At 44.0% G+C, this 20,295-nt stretch carries 16 protein-coding genes; 3 read left to right on the top strand and 13 right to left on the bottom strand.

The features are described from left to right. The first annotated feature begins 366 nt into the window (after positions 1–366). Entirely contained in the window at positions 367–1,239 is an 873-nt protein-coding gene (locus tag D464_RS0102810) for a sigma-70 family RNA polymerase sigma factor (protein ID WP_004381684.1), read from the top strand. A gap of 388 nt (positions 1,240–1,627) precedes the next feature. Here the strand turns inward: D464_RS0102810 and D464_RS0102805 are convergent, their stop codons facing one another. The 10 genes from D464_RS0102805 to D464_RS0102760 all read right to left on the bottom strand — a co-directional run bounded on the left by D464_RS0102805 (position 1,628) and on the right by D464_RS0102760 (position 14,300). Further along, a complete protein-coding gene (locus D464_RS0102805) occupies positions 1,628–2,248 on the bottom strand; it encodes an AbgT family transporter (RefSeq protein WP_018910051.1) in 621 nt (206 codons plus the stop codon). Continuing rightward, entirely contained in the window at positions 2,238–2,963 is a 726-nt protein-coding gene (locus D464_RS0102800) for a DUF5932 domain-containing protein (protein ID WP_018910050.1), read from the bottom strand. Before D464_RS0102800 ends, D464_RS0102805 begins: the two co-directional genes overlap by 11 nt. A gap of 48 nt (positions 2,964–3,011) precedes the next feature. Continuing rightward, positions 3,012–6,554 carry an ATP-binding protein gene (locus D464_RS0102795; RefSeq protein WP_018910049.1) on the bottom strand — a complete coding sequence of 1,181 codons (3,543 nt, stop codon included), beginning with the start codon at positions 6,552–6,554 and terminating at the stop codon, positions 3,012–3,014. Positions 6,555–7,428: 874 nt separating this feature from the next. Then, positions 7,429–8,208: a porin family protein gene (locus D464_RS0102790; protein WP_018910048.1), complete on the bottom strand. Its 780-nt coding sequence runs from the start codon at positions 8,206–8,208 to the stop codon at positions 7,429–7,431. Between the two features lie 63 nt (positions 8,209–8,271). Beyond that, on the bottom strand, positions 8,272–9,357 hold the full coding sequence (locus tag D464_RS0102785) for a PCMD domain-containing protein (RefSeq protein ID WP_018910047.1): 1,086 nt from the start codon (positions 9,355–9,357) through the stop codon (positions 8,272–8,274). 187 nt (positions 9,358–9,544) lie between these two features. Continuing rightward, a complete protein-coding gene (locus D464_RS0102780; RefSeq protein WP_018910046.1) occupies positions 9,545–10,216 on the bottom strand; it encodes an RluA family pseudouridine synthase in 672 nt (223 codons plus the stop codon). A 159-nt stretch (positions 10,217–10,375) separates the two neighbouring features. Next, the gene (gene fabG / locus D464_RS0102775; protein WP_004382087.1) at positions 10,376–11,122 is read right to left on the bottom strand and encodes a 3-oxoacyl-[acyl-carrier-protein] reductase; all 747 of its coding nucleotides are present in this window, start codon (positions 11,120–11,122) and stop codon (positions 10,376–10,378) included. Positions 11,123–11,148: 26 nt separating this feature from the next. Then, entirely contained in the window at positions 11,149–11,742 is a 594-nt protein-coding gene (locus D464_RS0102770; RefSeq protein WP_018910045.1) for a TetR/AcrR family transcriptional regulator, read from the bottom strand. A 953-nt stretch (positions 11,743–12,695) separates the two neighbouring features. Continuing rightward, positions 12,696–13,634 (bottom strand): ribose-phosphate pyrophosphokinase, encoded by a 939-nt coding sequence (locus tag D464_RS0102765; RefSeq protein ID WP_004382082.1) that lies wholly within the window; start codon positions 13,632–13,634, stop codon positions 12,696–12,698. 57 nt (positions 13,635–13,691) lie between these two features. Next, positions 13,692–14,300 carry a beta/alpha barrel domain-containing protein gene (locus D464_RS0102760; RefSeq protein WP_024985721.1) on the bottom strand — a complete coding sequence of 203 codons (609 nt, stop codon included), beginning with the start codon at positions 14,298–14,300 and terminating at the stop codon, positions 13,692–13,694. 73 nt (positions 14,301–14,373) lie between these two features. Between D464_RS0102760 and nspC the strand changes: the two genes are divergently transcribed. Together nspC and D464_RS0102750 are read left to right on the top strand one after the other, a co-directional pair. Next, complete coding sequence (gene nspC, locus D464_RS0102755) at positions 14,374–15,540, top strand: carboxynorspermidine decarboxylase (RefSeq protein WP_018910043.1); 1,167 nt, start codon at positions 14,374–14,376, stop codon at positions 15,538–15,540. Between the two features lie 60 nt (positions 15,541–15,600). Next, complete coding sequence (locus D464_RS0102750) at positions 15,601–16,296, top strand: DnaJ domain-containing protein (protein WP_018910042.1); 696 nt, start codon at positions 15,601–15,603, stop codon at positions 16,294–16,296. Between the two features lie 554 nt (positions 16,297–16,850). Here the strand turns inward: D464_RS0102750 and crcB are convergent. From crcB to D464_RS0102740, 3 genes are all read right to left on the bottom strand, one after another. Further along, positions 16,851–17,228: a fluoride efflux transporter CrcB gene (crcB, locus tag D464_RS0102745; RefSeq protein WP_018910041.1), complete on the bottom strand. Its 378-nt coding sequence runs from the start codon at positions 17,226–17,228 to the stop codon at positions 16,851–16,853. A gap of 9 nt (positions 17,229–17,237) precedes the next feature. Then, on the bottom strand, positions 17,238–17,369 hold the full coding sequence (locus tag D464_RS14060) for a hypothetical protein (protein ID WP_262502517.1): 132 nt from the start codon (positions 17,367–17,369) through the stop codon (positions 17,238–17,240). Between the two features lie 243 nt (positions 17,370–17,612). Then, complete coding sequence (locus D464_RS0102740) at positions 17,613–20,270, bottom strand: DUF5686 and carboxypeptidase-like regulatory domain-containing protein (RefSeq protein WP_018910040.1); 2,658 nt, start codon at positions 20,268–20,270, stop codon at positions 17,613–17,615. Between the last annotated feature and the right edge of the window lie 25 nt (positions 20,271–20,295).

The raw sequence follows: 20,295 nt of genomic DNA, 5'->3' as shown, positions 1-20,295 counted from the left end.
AACGCTCTCTTCAATATGAAGAGGGCGTTTCCTTGCCATGAAAAGGGCGTCTCTTCACATCGAGGAAACGCCCTCTTTGTTTGCTAATAGTAGTATTTACTCCCCTCTCCATTCGGAGAGGAGTTGGGGGTGAGGCTTCTTCTTTTCCTTTCGGGGAGGCTGCGTGGGATCTTCCCCATCGATAAATTACAATGGAGATAATCAATCTATAAAAAAGCATAAAAGTGCTTGAATCAATACAGCTATATTTTGTTTTTCACATAATTATATGTACCTTTGCACGCCGTATCAAATTAGGATAACGGAAATCAACTATTTTTTTAGGAGAAATTAATAGGTTCTTAAAGGAGGAGATAGCAATTATTCATGAGACAACTTAAGATTTCTAAGAGCATCACAAACCGTTCTAGCGAGGCGTTAGATAAGTATCTTGTTGAGATAGGACGCGAACCGATGATTACAGTTGATGAGGAGATTGAACTCGCACAGGAGATCCATAAGGGCGGACGAAAGGGTGAACGCGCTAAGGAGAAACTGATTAAAGCCAACCTCCGATTCGTCGTTTCTGTTGCTAAACAGTATCAGCACCAAGGTTTGTCACTAACCGATCTTATTGACGAGGGCAACATTGGTTTAGTAAAAGCAGCTGAGAAGTTCGACGAAACGCGTGGTTTTAAGTTCATTTCATACGCTGTGTGGTGGATTCGTCAGAGCATTCTGCAGGCTATTGCAGAGCAGAGTCGTATCGTGAGGTTGCCTCTTAATCAGGTTGGTGCTATATCGAAAATTAACCAGGTAACCAATGAGTTTGTGCAGAAACACAACCGTCGTCCATCTATCCATGAGCTTGCTGAGCTCACGGGGATCGAAGAGTCGCGCATCAGACAGAGCCAGAGTGCGGATAACCACCACATGAGTATCGATGCACCTTTCAGTGACGATGATGACAATTCAATGAGTGATATGCTCTCTTCTGGTGATGATTCTCGTACGGACAAGGGCGTTGACTTCGAGTCAATGTCGGATGATTTGCGTGCCGTTCTACAGAATACTCTGAAGGATCGAGAGATTAAGATCGTCACAGAATGCTTCGGTATCGGGTGCCAAGAGAAAGGTCTTGAGGAGATCGGAACCGAGATGGGGCTTACTCGTGAGCGTGTTCGACAGATTCGAGAAAAGGCTATAGAGAAGATACGTGAGAGTGGTAACGCCCGCGTGTTGATGAAGTATCTGGGCTAAAATACGACTTCTTTCAATCAAAGGGCAGCCTCACTCCCAGCCAACTACAGCCTCACCCCCAACCTCTCTCCGAATGTTAAAACCTCCCCCAGCCCCTCCCAAGGAGGGGAGTGCCTAACGGGAGTTAGTTAGAAAAAGGTTTCTTTAATTCAAAGAGGGCGTTTCCTTGATGTAAGGAGAGCCTCTCTTCGATGCGACGGAACGCCCTCTTCAAAGCGAAGAAGGCGTCTCTTTGTTTTTTGTCCTGCTGTTCCAGCTGACGAGGTATAGCCTCGTTACACGGAAACTATAATACACGGGCATTTCAGCAAACCCTTATTTCAAACAGAACTAATCATAATTTTGAATTATGAACTTTGAATTTTGAATTAAAGGAGGGCGTTCCTTCCTACTGAAACACATACCTCAAGGACATGTATAGCTGGATGGCAAGAACGTAAGTGGGGACATAGCGGGAGGAAAGAAGTAACCCGTAGGTGAGCATGTCGTGCATGGTAGTAATGCTGTTGATGGTTTTGCTCGCTATACCATAGGATAGTGACATGACAAGAAGGATGAAAGATAGAGCAGGAATGAGGCTTGCGGAGAAGCTACTGGGATAGAGTTGACCCGTCACACTCAGTAAGATTGCATGCGGAACAAGCGTCAGCAGCACCATTACCACTATAAAGGCTATGAACTCAACAAGGGCTATGCGCAGTCCTATTCGCTCTGGATAAGTCAGGGGAAAACGCTGTCGTTGCTGTCGGGAGAACCTCCGCTGTAAGGCTTTCAAGAACCTTGTGCGCACGAAAGCACCCACCGCTATACTCGCAACCATGAGATATACAAGCCATGACGTTAGTTGATTGCTGACGAAAGAACCGAAGAACCAGCGTATTCCCTCACTGCTCAACAATGAGTGAAGAGCCCAATCTGGATTGGCAGCGGTTATCAACCATGACAGTAGGATGACGGCTATCTGCGTCAAGGAAAGCACTATGACAACATAACCTAACTTATTCTTCATCAGCACGGAGATTATCTATATCGATGATGCGAAGCTCCAATGCGCGCACAACAAGGCGTGTGGCATTGACGCTCATACCCTTATTACCATCTGGAAAGAGCTTTTGCACGAGTTCATTCTGGCGTTTTTCAAGGCTCTTCACACCGAATGGCATGCCTCGAAGATTGGTTATTTGCTCCTTCGTGTAACCGAGTGCAAGGTGTCGAAGGAAGCGTTCGTCGTACTCGTCGATCTCGTATCCTACCATCGCTTCTTGGTGCATTAGCATGCTATTCACGCTCTGTTTGAACCGCGAAACAATCTTTTCTAAGATCGGCTGATTGAATACTAAGCGTTTACCAGACATCACACTCGACACGTCACCACGGGTAAGTAACTCCCCACTCTTTAGGCATATTCCATCGGTACCAGCGTCTAATACGTCCACCCAAAGCTTCTCATTGAGTATCTCACCAGTAAAGATTAAGACCTTAACGTTGGGATATACCTCCTTAGTCTGCCTACAGATCTCTACACCAACAGTAGTTGATCCACCCAAACCAAGGTCTAAGAGCACCAGATCCGGTAGTTGTTGCTTAATCAACTTCCAGTATGCTACTTCGTTTTCAGCCGTTCCGATGATTTCAGCCTCGGGTATTTCGTTGCGGAAAATACCCTCCGTACCTTTTAATTCGAGTGGCACATCTTCCACTATTACTACTTTGAACTTCTCCATTTTATATATCTTTTTCTATTTAATTCGGTATTTTCTTCATTCCTCCTATTAGGCTTTTGAGAGGATAATATCTATCTCTGTCCCCTCGTCTGCGGGCTTAGCTGTAATGCCACAACCGCGCTTGTTGGTTGCTTCTCCATTGTCTCTCACGATCTGCCTACATATAAAGAACATCATTCCCTGCGCTTGTGGCGAGAAGAGTTCGTGGCATACTTCGGTCGAGAGGTGCAACGATGAGAGCTGAACATGCAGTGCGACATATCGCTGTTGATACTCTTCTGCACTGACAACGAGCGGTTGGTTCTGGTTTTCAGAGTAGAGTATATCGAAGAGGTAAGCAATCATTACAGGGTCGCCAGCCACCAATGGGATTGGTGCTAACGGCTGTCTCAACTTATTTTCGGGTACGATTGCTGCAATATCAACACTCTTTGCTACCAGTTTCACAGCCCTTAACTGGTGCATCGCCTGCTGACTTAGCAAACTGTAAAGCTCCTTGTAATAGACAGCCAACTCATCAATAGCCTCCAAAGGTCTGTCTGTGTCGGACTCAACCAACTGTCGGATGCGTGACGGGTAATACATTGTTTCGTGCTTGAGTGTCGATAGGCAGTTGTCGAGAATACTGTTACTAATATGCAAGCGTTCGTTCTCGTATTCCACACAATGCACCTCGTCTTCCAGTGCCTCAATGTCGGCTCTACTCTTCTGGCTTGCTTCCTGTGATGCTACCAAGGCTTCTCTGATTTGCTGAACAATGTTCCGTAGACGCTCAGGGAAGCGGTCGCTGTTTACACGATCAACCTCCTTGAGTTTCTCTTCGACGCTTACATCACTCAAGAGAACGGCATTGATATGCTTTACTCGTTCTATGCTGAATTGATAAGTGAGCCTATGACGATAGTACATCACGTAATACACGGGGAAAATAGACAGTAGTAAGAGCACCAAGAGGGCGATAGCTACGTTCTTATTGGTCTCCGACTTCATCATCATTCGGCAATACTCGCCCAGCGAACTATCGGCCGATTGCTCCTTGAAGAGGTGTGTGTAAACACTATTATTGTACTTATAGATGTCCCATTGATGCAGAGCTAAGGCAGCAACAGCACTCTCGTTGCGTATATCCAGAATCACCCTGTAATCAATGGGGACGTTGGCATGAAACCACTTAATCTCTGCCGGCACATTAGAAAGGCTTCCGATGCGTTGCATGAGGAGCTTCCCATGAGGATTGAACCTAAGGTATTGCTGGTTAAGATAGTATCGGCACGTGTCTGCAAAGCGTAGGGTCTGCTCGTACTGACCGTTGATATTACTGAAGTAAGCCGAGTCGGCATAGATACCCGCTAATGTCTTGTAGTCCTTTCGGGCTATGGCTGCAGCCTTATCGTCGTTCCGCTGGGGTCGTGCCTGTGCCGAACAGAGGGACGAAGTGGCGATGAGTAGGAACAAGAGGATGCGACTCACGCCCTTAGGAAGGCGGAAGAAGAAGCGTGAACCCTTGTTTTCTTCGCTCTTAACTCCTATCTGGCAGACTGAAAATATCTGACTGATCTTGCGGTATTTATTGATGATTCCATTGCAGTTCATTAGTCCGAAACCATGCGAAGTACTGTCTTTTTGATCGTGAATAGGCTTCCGGTCGAATAGATGTTGCTGTGTTTCTTCATTGATGCCACAGCCTGTATCCTCCACAGAAAGCTCCACATAGTCGGCTTCCTCCACTGCCTTGACACATACCTCGCCCCCTGCTGGCGTGAACTTACGCGCATTGTCGGCAAGAGTGTTCACCATGAAGAGTGTGAGGATGCGGTCGGCTTTGACGATAGCAGGCGTATCCTCCACATTCAGCTCCACTCCCTTTAATTGGAAACCCATGCGTCCTTTCTTCACAATGTCGAACACCTGCTGTACAGGGAAGCTCTCAATATGTAAGGAGAGACGCCCTTGTCGGAGTTGAATCCACTCTGTCAGCGTCGAATTAAGGTCGTTGATCATGTCCGTGAGTTCCCTGATATAAGTGAAGCGTTCGCTTCTCACTGCCTCAGACTCGCCTCCCGTCTTTAGTTTGTTGACCTCATGTAGCATTCGATTGATAAGTGGCATGATGCTGTTAACCAACGATACCTTCGCACGTTGCTCCAGGTAGCGCCGCTTGTTATCGACAAGATGAATGTTACTAATGGTCAACTGCTCTGAAATCTCCGCATATTCATCGCCGAGTTGAGCCATATAAGCGATGTTATATTGCTTCCATTCTTCTAAAGGTAAGAGTAGATTGTCCAGTTCTGATTGGTTTCCTGTGCGCCTGCGAAGGTAATGGAAGATGATTAACAAGGACAGAATTGCAACAATGATGAACCCGATTGCGAAGATCATGATGTTCAACTGCTGCGAAGTAGAGTCCAGTTGATCGGCACGCGCTTCGTAGTATCGGTCCTGACGGGTCTGTTCCTGCAAGTCAAGATATATGTTCCTGTTATAGTCACTCGCCTGTTTATTGTCTATCGCAGAGTACACCACGCTTAGTTGTTCACGAATAGAAGCCACCAAGTCGGGGGCTTGGTTGATGGCAGGATTCTGTTTTAAGGCATTCTGAAGACAGATAAGTGCGGAGCGATAGTCCTTTATCTGCCAATAACAAGACGCCAGAGTACGGTAAGAACCAGCTGTTTGATAGACATCCCCATACTTCTTGAAGATACTTAAAGAGCGTTCGGCGAGGTTGCCCGCGATAAGACTATCGGGCAAGTTCGTGACATTTAAGTATTGAAAAGAGGGCAGGTTATCACGGATAAGTTTCTCTCTACTCTCGTTATTCACCAAGTGCTCACTCAGAGCCTGCAATGAGTTTGCCTCCCAATAAGGGTAGTTATTATGGATAGCAAGCATGTAACAGCGAATGAGATAATCGAACTCCTTCTGGTTAATCTCCTCTTGTTTTCCTTTCGTAAAGACACCTCCTGCACCCACATTATATAAGTACGCGAGCAGTTGAGGCATGTCTGTTTGAATCTCACCATCGGGGTTGATGGCTTCAAGAGCACGTACCGACGGTTGCTCCAAACCGACATAATAGTAATAAGTAGAGCTCACTATGGCATATTCCGAACGGGCATATACCATGCGACGTCGCTGTCTTTCGGTCAGGAGTCGGTTATCCTCATAGATACGATGAAAGCGTTTGTTGGCTTTCTCGTTATAATCGTAAAACTCCTTATTGTTCGATTCGCGCTGGCAAAGACGCATCATTTGTATGTCGGCAACAAGCAGTTCTACCTGGTCATCAGTGCTTTGGATCACCTTATTGAGCTTAGTATAAGCCTTGTCAAAGTGCATTTGCATCAAGTCGACAAACGCCAGATTGTTCAGCGCCTCAGCCTTACCTGCGCTGTAACCATCCGACAAGGCGAGGGCTTGCTTCGCATAGATTCGTACCGAGTCAAGATTCCTATAATGGGCAGCATACGCCTTTTCATTATAGTCATCTGCCTGTTGTCTATGTGGAGCCGTACATGCCGAGAAGAACAGGAGTAGGCAGCTTGCCACCAATGTCACAATTATCTCTTTTGTTCTACTCGTCTTCATCTATTGTATTGAGTCGCTACCATCCATCGAAATGATTTGAGAGACAAATATACGAAACTTTTTTTAAACAGATAGTAAACGGTCTCTTTTAATTCAAAATTCAAAGTTCAAAATTCAAAATTATGATTAGTTAGAGTGGACGAGTGGAGAGTTAACAAGTTGATGAATGATTAGTTCTGTTGTTGAAAAGCGTCAATAAGTTCTTTGCTGGGCATTTTTAACACAGAATACACGGATAGCACGAAGCCGCAAGGCGACACAGAGTTCCTTACGGAACACGAGATTCCACAGAAGCGGACGCCCACGCGTAATTCAAAATTCAAAGTTCACAATTCAAAATTATGATTACTTCTGTTTGAAATAAGGGTTTGCTGAAATGCCCGTGTATTATAGTTTCCGTGTAACGAGGCTGTCCCTCGTTAGCTGGAATAGCAGGACAAAAAACAAAGAGACGCCTTCTTCGCTTTGAAGAGGGCGTTTCCTTGCAATGAAAAGGGCGTCTCTTCACATCGAAGAAACGCCCTCTTTGTTTGTAAATAATACTATCTACTCCCCTCTCCATTCGGAGAATGGGTTGGGGGAGAGACTTCAAAGTAGGGACAGACGCCATCGTCTGTCCACCCGTTTACACTTACATGACATCCCGGTAGGCAACATCCCCTCCTTTGGAGGGGCTTGGGGAGGCTTTCATTGGTGATGATTATGCGGACAGACGAGGGCATCTGTCCCTACAAATTCCCTATCACTTCAAATAGAACTAATAACTTGTTTACTTGTCAACCAGTCAACTCGTCAACTCAAACTAATCATAATTTTGAATTGTGAATTATGAATTTTGAATTAAAGAACATCTGTTGCTCTGTCTTAAACAAGCCTAAAAACGATAGCCGAAACCGATGTTTAGATAGATTGGATATAGCTTGAAACTAATGGTATTAAAGTCCTTTTTGAAGATACCATTCGCTGCCCATGTCATATCGGCATTGACCGTAAAGTGACTAAAGGCACGCCACGTTGCACCCACTTGGGCACCATAATGAAGGGAGCGAAGCGATGAAGAGAAATCGTAAAAGGCTGTCTTACCCTCTTCGAAACTAAGCTTTTGCCCAACAGGAGTACTCTCTCTGAGGTAACCATTACTAACATGTCCAGAGAAATTACCATCCAGTTTGATGGAAGAATAGACTCCCGCACGCACTTTCCACCTATCGCTAATGCGGTAATTAGCCATAACTGGGATGGTGAGGAGCGTTGAGTGATAGTCAGTCTGAACATCCCCCGTCCAATAACCAGCAACATGACTACCCTCATTAACGATCTCTGTCTTGTAATTCTTTACTCTCGCATCCGTCAGCATACCCTTTTCTTCAAACTTCAAACCCACTGACACGCCCCAACGATGGTCTTTCCCCAACCATTTAGTGGCTGTTCCTTCAATCGTCCCATTGAATCGTGGGTTGTAACTAGTTATCTTTCTTATCTCAACGGGCATAGGGAGTGGAGCAGAGCCACCAATGTTTACACCTGTTTTCAACTCATATTCCCACCCGTTCTGATCGGCTGATTCTAATGCTTCTGTGCGGTCGGTCTGTGCGAAAAGACTGATACTACAGCCCAAGCTAACGACTGCTATTGCTATTACACGTATATTCATTTTAATGCTAAACACTGTTAAGTTTATCCTTTATTATTATCTTGTAAGTATCTATATAACAACTTATTTAGAGTATAACTCCAACTCGTCCACATAGAGCGTACTACCAACAGCACCTTCAAACTTTGCTCCGTCTTTACTTGATGACATAATGATTGCAAGACTGTATTTGCCTGCCTTCAACTTATCAGCATCTATCGTCCTACCATCAACAGCCTTGAAAGGAATGGTAAAACGTGTCCATTCGTCCGTTTCTTTACGATCACCAAGCTCGGCTTTAAGCACTATGCGATCACTTGTCAGTGAGTTATGACCATCCAAATACTCCACTCCGTCGCCCGTTTCAAACAGCACGGCATAAAGCGCGAAGTCGTCTTTTCTGTCCTTAATCTCTTTCTGCTTCTTATCAGTAAACTTCGTTCCAGCTTTATACTTATAGTATCCTACAAGTGCAAGAGGCGTTTTGTGGAATGGAACACCAAAGTGGGTGGACTTGCCAGTGTCGCCGAAATTAAGTTCAAAGGAGCCTGTGAACAAGTTACCAGCAGCTATTGGCGAACCAAACATAGCCCCCAACGCTCCTGTACTGATGGTTGTCAGCTTGAGACACTTCCCTTTATAACCATCATCGGATTGGCATGTTGGATAGTCTTTAGCCCCTTTTCCCGACAGAACAAACGATACTCCACTATTGCCACTCGCCCACTCGAAGGTATTACCATCAGGTGTTTTGTCGACAAAGGTGTCATAACTAACGGTGTTATCTACCTTTAGGGATTCAAAATGATAGGCTGTTGCAATGTCGTCGTTAGCAATAAAAGAGACGGTGTAAGTCTTCTTCCATTGCCCATCCTGCGATGTCACGACATATTGCTGGGGCTGTGTGAAGTCGCGAACCGTACTATCCTTTGGTTCAATTGTTGCACCTTCTGTCAGGTTAAACACGGGTGCAAGATGCGTAACATCAGCCCATCCGTTGACATAGAGTTGGATGGCATTATTCGTTATAACCGGTTTACGGATCAGTTCCACACCATCGACTGTAATATTATTAATGTCTGCCTCTGCGTTTAAAGCCTCTTCTTTAATACAAGAAGAGAGAACAACTCCAGCCGACATAATGAGGAATAATAATTTTATCTGCTTCATCTTTATTACTTAATAATGTATCTGTAATAGTTTAATCAGTTGACAAAGGTAAGCAAAAAAGCGTATATGACAAAGAATTAAGGTACACAATAACAGACTACTAAGGCAATAATAGTAGTATAAGAAGCCAAAGGGAGGAATCGAGGAATCCCACCTTATTATATATAAAGGGCGGTGTCTTGTCGAATTAGAACCTTCCAATCGCTTGCCAAAGATTGTCGTTAGGGAGAGGAGACTCCACCTTTATGAGTTCTTTAGACACTGGATGAATAAATTCCACACGATGACTTAGCAAACAGATACCGCCATCTGGATTGGAACGAGGCGCCCCATACTTCAAGTCACCCTTGATAGGACAATCCATATTTGACAGTTGGCAACGTATCTGATGATGCCTTCCTGTCATAAGGTTAACCTCCAAGAGCGTGTAATGATCCGTCTGATTGATCACCTTGTAATGTAAGATTGACTTCTTGGAAGTGGGCACTTGATGGTTATAAGCGTAACTCTTATTCTGCTTCTCATTACGCACAAGCCAGTCGGTTAACGTCGCTTCGGGTTCAAAAGGAGGACGAGTAACGATTGCCCAATAGGTCTTATGCACTTCACCATTGCGGAACATGTTATTCAAACGAGTAAGTGCTTTGGACGTCTTAGCAAAGATAACTAAACCAGAAACAGGTCGATCGAGCCGGTGAACAATACCTAAGAAAACATTACCAGGCTTTTGATATTTTTCTTTCAACCATTGTTTGACAATCTCTGACAATGGTATATCACCCGACTTATCGCCTTGCACAATCTCACCAGCCTCTTTATAGACAATTATGACATGGTTATCTTCGTAAAGTACTTGCATAGTATATAGTTTTTCCAAGCCTCATTTAAAAGAGAGCTTGTGGTTCGGTGTATATTTCCTTTTAGTGATTTATGATTTTCAAGAGTATTGCTAACGCAAGTTTGAAGCCTTAGCAAGAATGCCTCCCTTCCCCTTGTTGGGGAATAGGGAGGCTTTTAATTACATATTCATACCGCCATCTACCTGGATAACCTGACCAGATACATAGCTTGAAAGGTCTGAACCGAGGTAAACAGCAGTGTTAGCAATATCCTCAACAGTACCACCACGACGGAGAGGAATCTTATCGATCCACTGCTTACGGATCTCTTGTGAGAGTGCTTGAGTCATTGCTGTATCAATGAATCCAGGTGCAATAGCATTAGCACGGATGCCCTTTGGACCCATTTCCTGACCTACACTCTTTGCCAAAGCGATAAGTCCTGCCTTTGAAGCAGCATAGTTTGCCTGACCAGCATTACCATGTACTCCAACGACACTAGCCATGTTGATAATGCTACCACTGCGCTGACGCATCATGACTGGTACGCAAGCATGAATGAAGTTAAAGGCACTCTTCAAGTTAACTGCTATAACGGCATCCCACTGCTGTTCGGTCATACGGAGCATAAGACCATCTTTCGTGATACCTGCGTTATTAACTAAGATATCGATAGAACCAAACTCTTCTTTTACCTTAGCAACGACTTCTTCTGTTTGAGCGAAGTCTGCGGCATTACTTGCATAACCCTTTGCTTTAACGCCTTTAGCAGCTATCTCTGCTTCAGTAGCCTTACCATTTTCATCGATAACAAGGTCAGTGAAAGCAATGTTAGCGCCTTCCTCTGCAAATTTCAATGCGATAGCTTTACCAATACCACGTGCAGCTCCTGTGATAAGGGCTGTCTTACCTTCCAATAATTTCATATTGCCTTAATCTATATTGTTAGTTATTACTTTATAATACTCTTACCTAATGCACCATACACAACCTTTGCCACTAACGGACGGGAAGACTCTTCGGTTAGTCCATGACCTAACCGACCATAGATAAATGGTACTTCCAAGCCCTTGATACAATAGTGTGTGATGTCTGCAACTAGCTCTACATTGTCAATATCAAATTCGCCATCTTCTTTCGCTTCTGCATATACTTTGCGAAAGAGCTCGATCTCGTCTTCATCAAAATTCTTGCGTACCTTCTCTACCATCCATATATTTCTAAAGAACTCAGCACGTAAGTTTCCATTGCGCATAACCGTTTCTTTAATCATACTTAGATGGGTGTAAATCAGTTCGATAATCTTATCTTGCGGTCTAATACGCCTTGCTGCAACCTCATCTAACTTATCTGATAGACGTTCCAACTCTGATTCTATCACCGCATAATATACATCATCTTTACTCTTGAAGTAGGTATAGAGCGTGCGTCTTCCTTTACCCGACGACTTCGCAATATCGTTCATTGTCGTATTGGCTATACCATTCTTCGCAAAAAGTTGCCGTGCGACATCAACGAGTTTCTGCCTTGTTTTTGATATTGACATACCTTTTTACTCCTCTAATCACTGATTTGCACGTTGCAAATCTTATGTGCAAAAGTATATATTATATCCCACATGGGCAAATTTAAGGCTACAAAACTTTATGATTTACCTATAGTTAAGAAAGAAACAAAGTATAGGAAACATCCTTACTAATCTAATGCAAGTATTCCTTATCTTATATAGCCAGTAACCCGCCCAAGCCCCTCTCATCCCTCTAAAACACATAGTTTATTTTAGATTTAAGTTGCTGTCACTTTTAACATTTCAGCTAATTATCTATATTCCAACGACTTATAATCATCAAAGGTGTGACAGGAGTGACAGCAAAATTATTTTTCTTCTTTCACAGTAGATTCTTACTTTCCTTTAACCACTTCAGTTTGATTATTCCCCGTGATACCTTATAGAATCTGTGCTGATGGTTAGCACAAGTCGTGGTTGTCATCAACACAATTATTCCAAGACCCTCTCTCCACTATCAGATAGGCTTTGATAAGTAAGAAGAAACTAACAAAGGGTATAGCTTCAAGTGCTATACCCTTTGCCAATTCACGCTTTAGTGAATGTTTGAGCTTGATTTTTGGGTTCTCGCCTCACGGCGTTTACCCAATCATCTTGCATCATTGTTATCCTTTAATCAATCTTATTTATAACCTTAACTAAACCTATTTAATTGGAACCTGAACAATCTCTTTTGCTCTACCTTAAACTAAATAACTAAAAACCTAAATCTATTACTACTAACCTAAACAATCTATTTGTCTTTTGACAATGCAAAGGTATTACTGTTTTCGCACACACCAAAACATTTGGGGGCTATTTTCTATATGATTCTTCATTTATTGACTTATATCAACGAAACTTGTCTTAAAAGCACAAAAAAGGGATGGAACTCTTCATTCCATCCCTTATTATGTGTCTAATCACAAGTTCCGATCTATCTAATCTATCAATTAGATAAGATATTGACTAGAGATACTTTCATTATTCAAAACGCGCTTGATCGTCTCTGCAAACATATCAGCAACAGAGATCTGCTTAACCTTTGAGCAGCGAGCAGTATATGGAATAGAATCTGTGAAGACCATCTCTTCCAAGGCAGAAGCCTCTACGCGCTCGGTTGCAGGACCACTCATAACACAGTGAGAAGCAATAGCACGAACACTCTTTGCACCTGCTTCTTTCATAATATCAGCTGCCTTGGTAATGGTGCCGGCTGTATCAACCATATCATCAACGATGATGACGTTCTTACCTTTTACATCACCAATGATCTGCATCGTATCTACTACATTGGCACGAGCACGTGTCTTATTGCAAAGAACGAGCGGACAACCCAAATACTTAGCGTATGTGTTAGCACGTTTTGAGCCTCCGACGTCAGGACTGGCAATAACTAAATCCTCCAAGTGGAGACTCTGTACATAAGGAAGAAGAACACCGCTAGCATAGAGGTGGTCAACAGGAACGTTGAAGAAACCTTGAATCTGATCAGCATGGAGATCCATTGTCATTAGGCGATCAATACCAGCAACACTTAACAAGTCGGCTACTAGCTTTGCACCAATGCTGACACGTGGTTTGTCCTTACGGTCTTGACGAGCCCAACCAAAGTAAGGCACAACAGCAATAATCTGTCGGGCAGATGCACGCTTGGCTGCATCAATCATCAAGAGAAGCTCCATGAGATTATCAGAGTTAGGGAAAGTGCTCTGTACAAGATAGACATCTTTGCCACGAATACTCTGCTCATAAGAAACGACAAACTCACCATCAGAGAAGCGAGTCATCACTAAGTTGCCAAGAGGACAGCCTAAACTAGCACAGATTTTCTCAGCAAGATATCTCGTCTTAGTACCTGAGAAGACCAAAAAAGAGTTGTTTTCACTCATTTCTTTCTATTGTTTATATTGATAAGGTATAAATCAACTGTTATCTATCCAAAGTCCTTAACAAATTGTACGGAGCTTGTGGAAGTATTTAATTATAGGATTGAAGTTCTGCTCACTATGGATACAAAACTGATCCCAAAGGTCGTTTCGCACCACTACTCCACCAAAGTCGAGGTCATGCAAACGTGGGAAATCTTCCACCGTAATGCCTCCCATGGCATAAACATGCTTTCCTAAGAGTCCTTGCCGACTGGCTTCTTCCAACTCAATATCCGATAGGATGTGTTCAGTTGCAGCCGATTGCTCACGTGGCTGATGGATGTTTTTAAGAAAAACATAGTCTGATTGTTTCTTAATCGCCTTTAGTTTCATCACGTCATCACAGCTTCTACTGATGTGACCTTTATATCCCCGAGGGGCAGAAATTGTGGGGTTATCCAAGTGAATACCACCCAAACCATATTCACCTTTCGTCTGAAAGTGCTGATGTACAACTATCTTGCTATGATAATGGGATGGAATAAGGGATAAGAGGCGTTCCAAATAAAGTGGAGATGGATCCACCTTCGAGATGTGTAGGCAGTCAAGTCCTTCCTCGAAGAGCATACTTATTATTTTATCCTCCTCTACAAAGAAGGTGGATTTAGTCATAATAACCAGCTTCATGCTCATACTTTATTTGTATTGCAAAGGTAGATATTATTTCTGATAACCGCAAATTTTTCCTTATATTTGCACCATGAAAGTAAATCCAAAGACTTACAACGAACTCTCCCGACCGATGTACATATTGGAAGAAGAGCGTTTACGAAAGAACCTCCAACTGATCGCCAGTGTTGCTAAGGAGGCTGATGTTGAGATTATTCTAGCCTTTAAAGCCTACGCTCTATGGCGTACCTTTCCTATTTTCCGTGAGTATATCCATGCCACAACGGCATCTTCTCTGTATGAGGCACGCCTTGGTTTTGAGGAATTTGGTGCTCCCACGCATACCTTCTCACCCGGTTATACGGATTACGAGATCGATGATATTGCTCGATGCTCGTCTCATCTCGTGTTCAACTCATTGTCGCAATTTGAGCGATACCACGTTAGAGCAAAGCTAGAAAACACTCGCTTGAGTTTCGGTCTACGTGTGAATCCGGAGTACTCAGAGGTAGAAACACTCATATATAACCCTTGCGCGCCTGGAACTAGGTTCGGTGTCGCATCTTCAAAACTCCCTGCTACACTGCCAGAGGGCGTTGATGGCTTCCATATTCATTGTCATTGCGAGAGTGGTAGCGATGTTTTCGAACGCACATTGGAGCATATTGAGGCGAAGTTCGCCAACTGGTTCCCTCAACTGAAGTGGGTTAACTTCGGTGGCGGACACCTGATGACACGCAAAGACTACGATGTTCCGCGTCTTATTCGTGCCTTGAAAGAGTTTAAGAAACGCTATCCTTGGTTAAAGGTGATACTCGAACCAGGTAGTGCCTTCGCTTGGCAGACGGGACCACTGGTCGCTCAAGTGCTCGATGTGGTGGAGGATCATGGCATAAAAACGGCTATCTTAAATGTAAGTTTCACCTGTCACATGCCTGACTGTTTAGAGATGCCTTACCACCCAGCCGTTCGCAATGCGGAATTAGTTGATGAGGACGGTTCTGCAAAGGGTGAGAATACGTACCGACTGGGTGCTAACAGCTGCTTGAGTGGCGACTGGATGGGGGCATGGAGGTTTGATCATCCATTGCAGATAGGCGAGAATATCATCTTTGAAGACATGCTTCATTACACGACAGTGAAGACTAATATGTTCAATGGAATCAGTCATCCGGCTATCGCCCTACTCCATCCTGACAACGAACTAGAGGTCTTGCGAGAGTTTACCTATGAGGATTATCGAGACCGAATGGACTAATGGCACGCTCTTTGCTACCCTCTTTAAAGAAAGAATTAACTATATATAAGGAGGTAAAATATGGCATTTATAGATTATTATAAGATTCTAGGTGTTGACCGAAACATCCCTCAGAAGGATGTGCGGGCAGCCTATAGGAAACGTGCAAAGCAGTTTCATCCAGACCTACATCCTAACGATCCGAAGGCAAAAGCCAAGTTCCAAGCATTGAGCGAAGCCTTTGAAGTGATTGGAGACCCCGACAAACGCGCTAAATATGACAAGTATGGCGAGCAATGGAGGAATGCTGATGCCTACGAGCAAGCGGGTGGCTTCGGTGGTTTTAATGGTAGTCAAGGGGATGCAAACTCGTTTGGAGGATTCGATTTCAGCAGCTTTGGCAGTGGAGGTGGCGGCTTCAGTAGCTTCTTCCAAGACCTTTTCGGAGGTGCAGGGAGGCGGCGTTCATCGGCAGGAAGCACTGGTAGAGCTTACGGTCGACCCAGTCCTGGACAAATGGAAGCCACTGTTGGCATTGATCTCTACACTGCCCTATTGGGTGGAGAAGTGATTATTCAGCTCTCTAGTGGTACCAAGGTGAAACTGAAAGTAAAGCCTTTAACACAAGGCGGGACGAAGGTTCGGCTACGTGGAAAGGGTTACGACCGTGGTGACGGTACCTTCGGTGACCTCATCATTACCTATAACGTGAAACTTCCTGACCATCTGACGGAGCATCAAAAGGAGCTTATCGAACAGATGAGACGCGAAGGCTAACCCCAAGAAAAGGCTCATTCATGGCTCTTCCAACATGCTTTAGAAGCTATCTTGTAACCTTTCTGATTATCAAGTAGACATCTCTTTTAATTCAAAATTCAAAGTTCAAAATTCAAAATTATGATTAGTTCTGTTTGATGTAAGGCTTTACTTTAATTCAAAATTCAAAGTTCAAAATTCAAAATTATGATTAGTTCTGTTTGATGTAAGGCTTTGCTGGAATGCCCGTGTAACATAGTTTCAGTGTAGCGAGGTAGTACCTCGTTAGCTGGAACAGCAGAACTAAAAACAAGGAAACGCCTTCTTCAAAGCGAAGAAGGCGTTTCCTTGCAATGAAAAGGGCGTCTCCTCACATCGAAGAAACGCCCTCTTCAATAGAACAAACAACTCGTCTACTTATCAACCCATCCACTCGTCCACTCATACCAACCACACTTTAGAAGTTAAGCAAAACCTTGGGGGAGGACATCCCCTCCTTCGGAGGGGCTTGGGGAGGCTTTAATTTTGAATTGTGAACTTTGAATTTTGAATTAAAAGAGGGTGTTTAGTGCTCCTTAATGCACCACCACTACCCTACCAGCCAACACTGCGATGAACCCCAAAGCGAGGGAGACAAGGATGTAAAGAACGGATGTTGTGAAGCCATCACCACCTTTTATCAAACCGACATTCTCATTCATAAAGGTGGAGAAAGTCGTGAATCCACCACAGAAACCAGTAGTTAGTAGGAGGCGAGTAGACGTACTGATACCTCCATTCTCACCTGATAAAGAGGAGAAAACACCAATCAGAAAACAGCCCAAAACATTTACCACCATCGTTCCTAAGGGGAACGACCCTGCAATGGCAAGCTGAATATACTTTGAGATAACCATTCGCAGGCTTCCTCCTACAAAACTTCCAATACCTACTAAGATAATATCCTTCAACATAATCTGTACTTATATCAACTTTTTAAAGAACTCATCTACCTCCCAGATAACGCTACACCGTAGGGACAGACGCCCTCGTCTGTCCGCCTCGCAACGTGGTTTAAAGACAAAATGACTAAAGACATATTGTTCTAATGACATATCCCTTTTATCTCATATATTGTATTTATGCGGACAGACGAGGGCGTCTGTCCCTACTTTGTGATACTGACTTCGTATGCAAAAAGCACTATTTACTCCTCTCCCCATACGTAGAGGGGTTGGGGGTGAGGCTTTTCCTCAACGGAATAAACAACTTGTTAACCCGTCAACCAGTTAATTCGTCCACTCTACCTAATCATAATTTTGAATTGTGAATTATGAATTTTGAATTACAAGAGAGCCCTAGAACACAAGATTAAAACCGAATCTTATACCATTCTTAGAGATCCCCGGCGCATGAGTATAGGTCAGTCTGCGCACATAATCGACCTCCAAACACTTGAAGATATTATGCACTCCGACCACAAACTCTAGATAAGGATCATTCGTCATAACGCCTGTTCCATCTGGAAACTTATATAGAACTCGATCGTTAGAGTTCTGTGGTAAGAAGGGATTGTTCTTATCTGTTAGGTGTCCCCACATGCCCTTGAAGGCTACATACTCACGCCATTTCAACTTCTTCAACAATGGAACTCGATTGAAAACCTTGCCTTCCAAGTCCCAAGCAAGGTTGAATTTGGCATACCGATCATTAAGGAATTCGAGTGGTTGCATCAAGTTAAACGTACCAAGGTGTTCGAAGTACGAGGTGTTGACAGGCGGTGTGATGAGGAAAGGGAAAGGCACCTTATTCCACTGCGCACCCCCTTCTACACGTGTATCAACGTGTCCCCAGCTCCCTAACCAGAATCGCTTATAGATGGAGAGTTCGGTGAAATTGGTCGTGAAGTGCCCTCCGAGGAAGTTCTTCAAGCCCATGATGTGCTTTAACTTGAACTCTGGTGCATCGAGATTAACCTCCATTCGTCTCTGCTTCGAGTTCACATAGGTTTGTCCGGGACGGAAGTCTAAACTCAAAGAAAGCTCCGTCATACGAATACGATCTACCAAGGAGCCATCCATCCGTTCGTATATCAACTTTCCAGTTGGGCGATTGCTCTCTGTGCGAAGACCAATACCTGTTTTCAAGCCATAGCTTGTTTCCCACTCAAAGGTTATCTTCTGGCGATTATAGAAGTAGAGTTTCTCCACCTTAACTGGGCGAAAGGTCATAAAGATGTTATCCTTATTATGCTTCAAATACTTATCCGATGGCGACTCTATATCTTTATTGGATTCGATGGAGATAGTACGTATCGGGAACTCAATCGGTTGGTATTCTGGCTTATTGAAAGAGTATGTTACCTTCGCATCATAGTAATGGTCATGCGACTTGGTACCGTATGCGTAATAGCCTTCAAAGAACCAGTGTGGATTGAACTTAGCCGTTGTTCGGGCTGAAGCACGCAAACGGATGCCATCGACGAAGTTCTTTGAAATGAAGGTGTTAACCGGTCCGAGGTCCACCTTACTGGGCTTATCTTCATTGCCAGTCTCGATGAAGTTCTCCACAAGAGCTTTCGTTGCGAACAGCACCCACTTGAAGTGCTTGGTCTTAGACATGCGTTTCACGAACGAGTCCATACCGGCTTCGCTCTTCGTTAACTGCGTTGTTCTGTGTTCTGCCCAGAACTCATTATCACGCATCTTAGCGTTGGCATCATACGTAACCTTTGCTTTCCCCTTAAAGAGTTTGTCGTCAATAGGATTGAAGGCATAGTGATTCATGCCCGTTGTACGTATCACAATGGCACGCTGGAGAAAGTCGGTGAGTTTCAACTCAGCCACCATGTTATCCGTTGTCAACGCCCATTCGCCATTGTCCAACTTAGTAAACTCCTGTTCAAACTTCATCGCATCGACAAAGTTAACACCTGTGTTTGCAGGCAACTGCATGTCACACTTCTTCACATGCAGCGTACTGTCGTTCAGCACATAAAGCTCACCACGGAAGCCAAAGTCCTGTTGGTTAGCTGGCATAAACTGTAGTCTGATGCATTGATCTTGGTTCACATAGACCGTATCATCTATATAGAAATGATAGAAGGAGATGGCAGTTGAGCCTATTGGAGAGGGGAATCTCTTTTGCAGGAGGTCGATTTGATCATCATAGATGTTGATATCTTTGAAGAGATCCTTTACTATTGTGTTCACCGCCTCACCTGTCTGAATGAGCTTAGAGATACCCTTTGTGGTCTGACCCAACACGATGTCTTTCTCATCGCGAGGCTCTTTGCGATAGATGTGTTGCGTGAGTGTCTCATCAACGGAGATAGGAAGTATGAGCTTATTGTTATATGGGCACACCTCCACCTGATCGATTAGCCAAGGTGCTCTCTTAAACATCTTGCCCTCAAGATCATCGGGAGTTAGGTTGTTAACAGCCATCGTTACCTTCTGATACTTATCATATTGATAGTAGCTGTGGTTCGATAGTAACGACTGTTTCTTGGCTGCTATTACACGCCTCATAAGCTCTACTGCGGGGTTATCCTTGCGAGAGTAACGATGCCGGCGTTTGGCTTTTACCACCACACCTTGCAGTTGTCTCGAGTCGGCAATAAGCGTTATATGCAGTGTATTAGGCGTGTCATCCGTCACTTTAATTCGACGAGGTTTATAGCCAACAGCCGTTACGGTGAGTTGTTCGCCAGCCTTCCTCTTAATTGTGAAATGACCGTCAGCATCGCCCGAAGTCCCTATCTTCAGTGCTTTATAGATGGCATTAGCATAAGGAATACTGTCTCCTGTCTGCGAGTCAACCACATAACACTGTAATAAAGTACTATCGACTGCAGGTGCAGGCTTGCTTACCTCCTTTGCAAGAGAGTCCATCATCTGAATGAGGGAATCAGTGGCAAGCGACATAGAGTCAGTGCTTAATAACAACGAATCAGTCTTAACTGGTAGGGAATCTACCTTTAAGACTGAAGGAAGTGGTTGTTGCGCATGAGCCATCAATGTGCCTACTATAAACAATAGG

Origin of the sequence: Prevotella veroralis DSM 19559 = JCM 6290 (assembly GCF_000377625.1) — a bacterium.
GTDB classification, from domain to species: Bacteria; Bacteroidota; Bacteroidia; order Bacteroidales; family Bacteroidaceae; genus Prevotella; species Prevotella veroralis.
The sequence above is the reverse complement of the archived record's forward strand: the minus strand, read 5'-3'. Positions and strand labels throughout refer to the sequence as shown.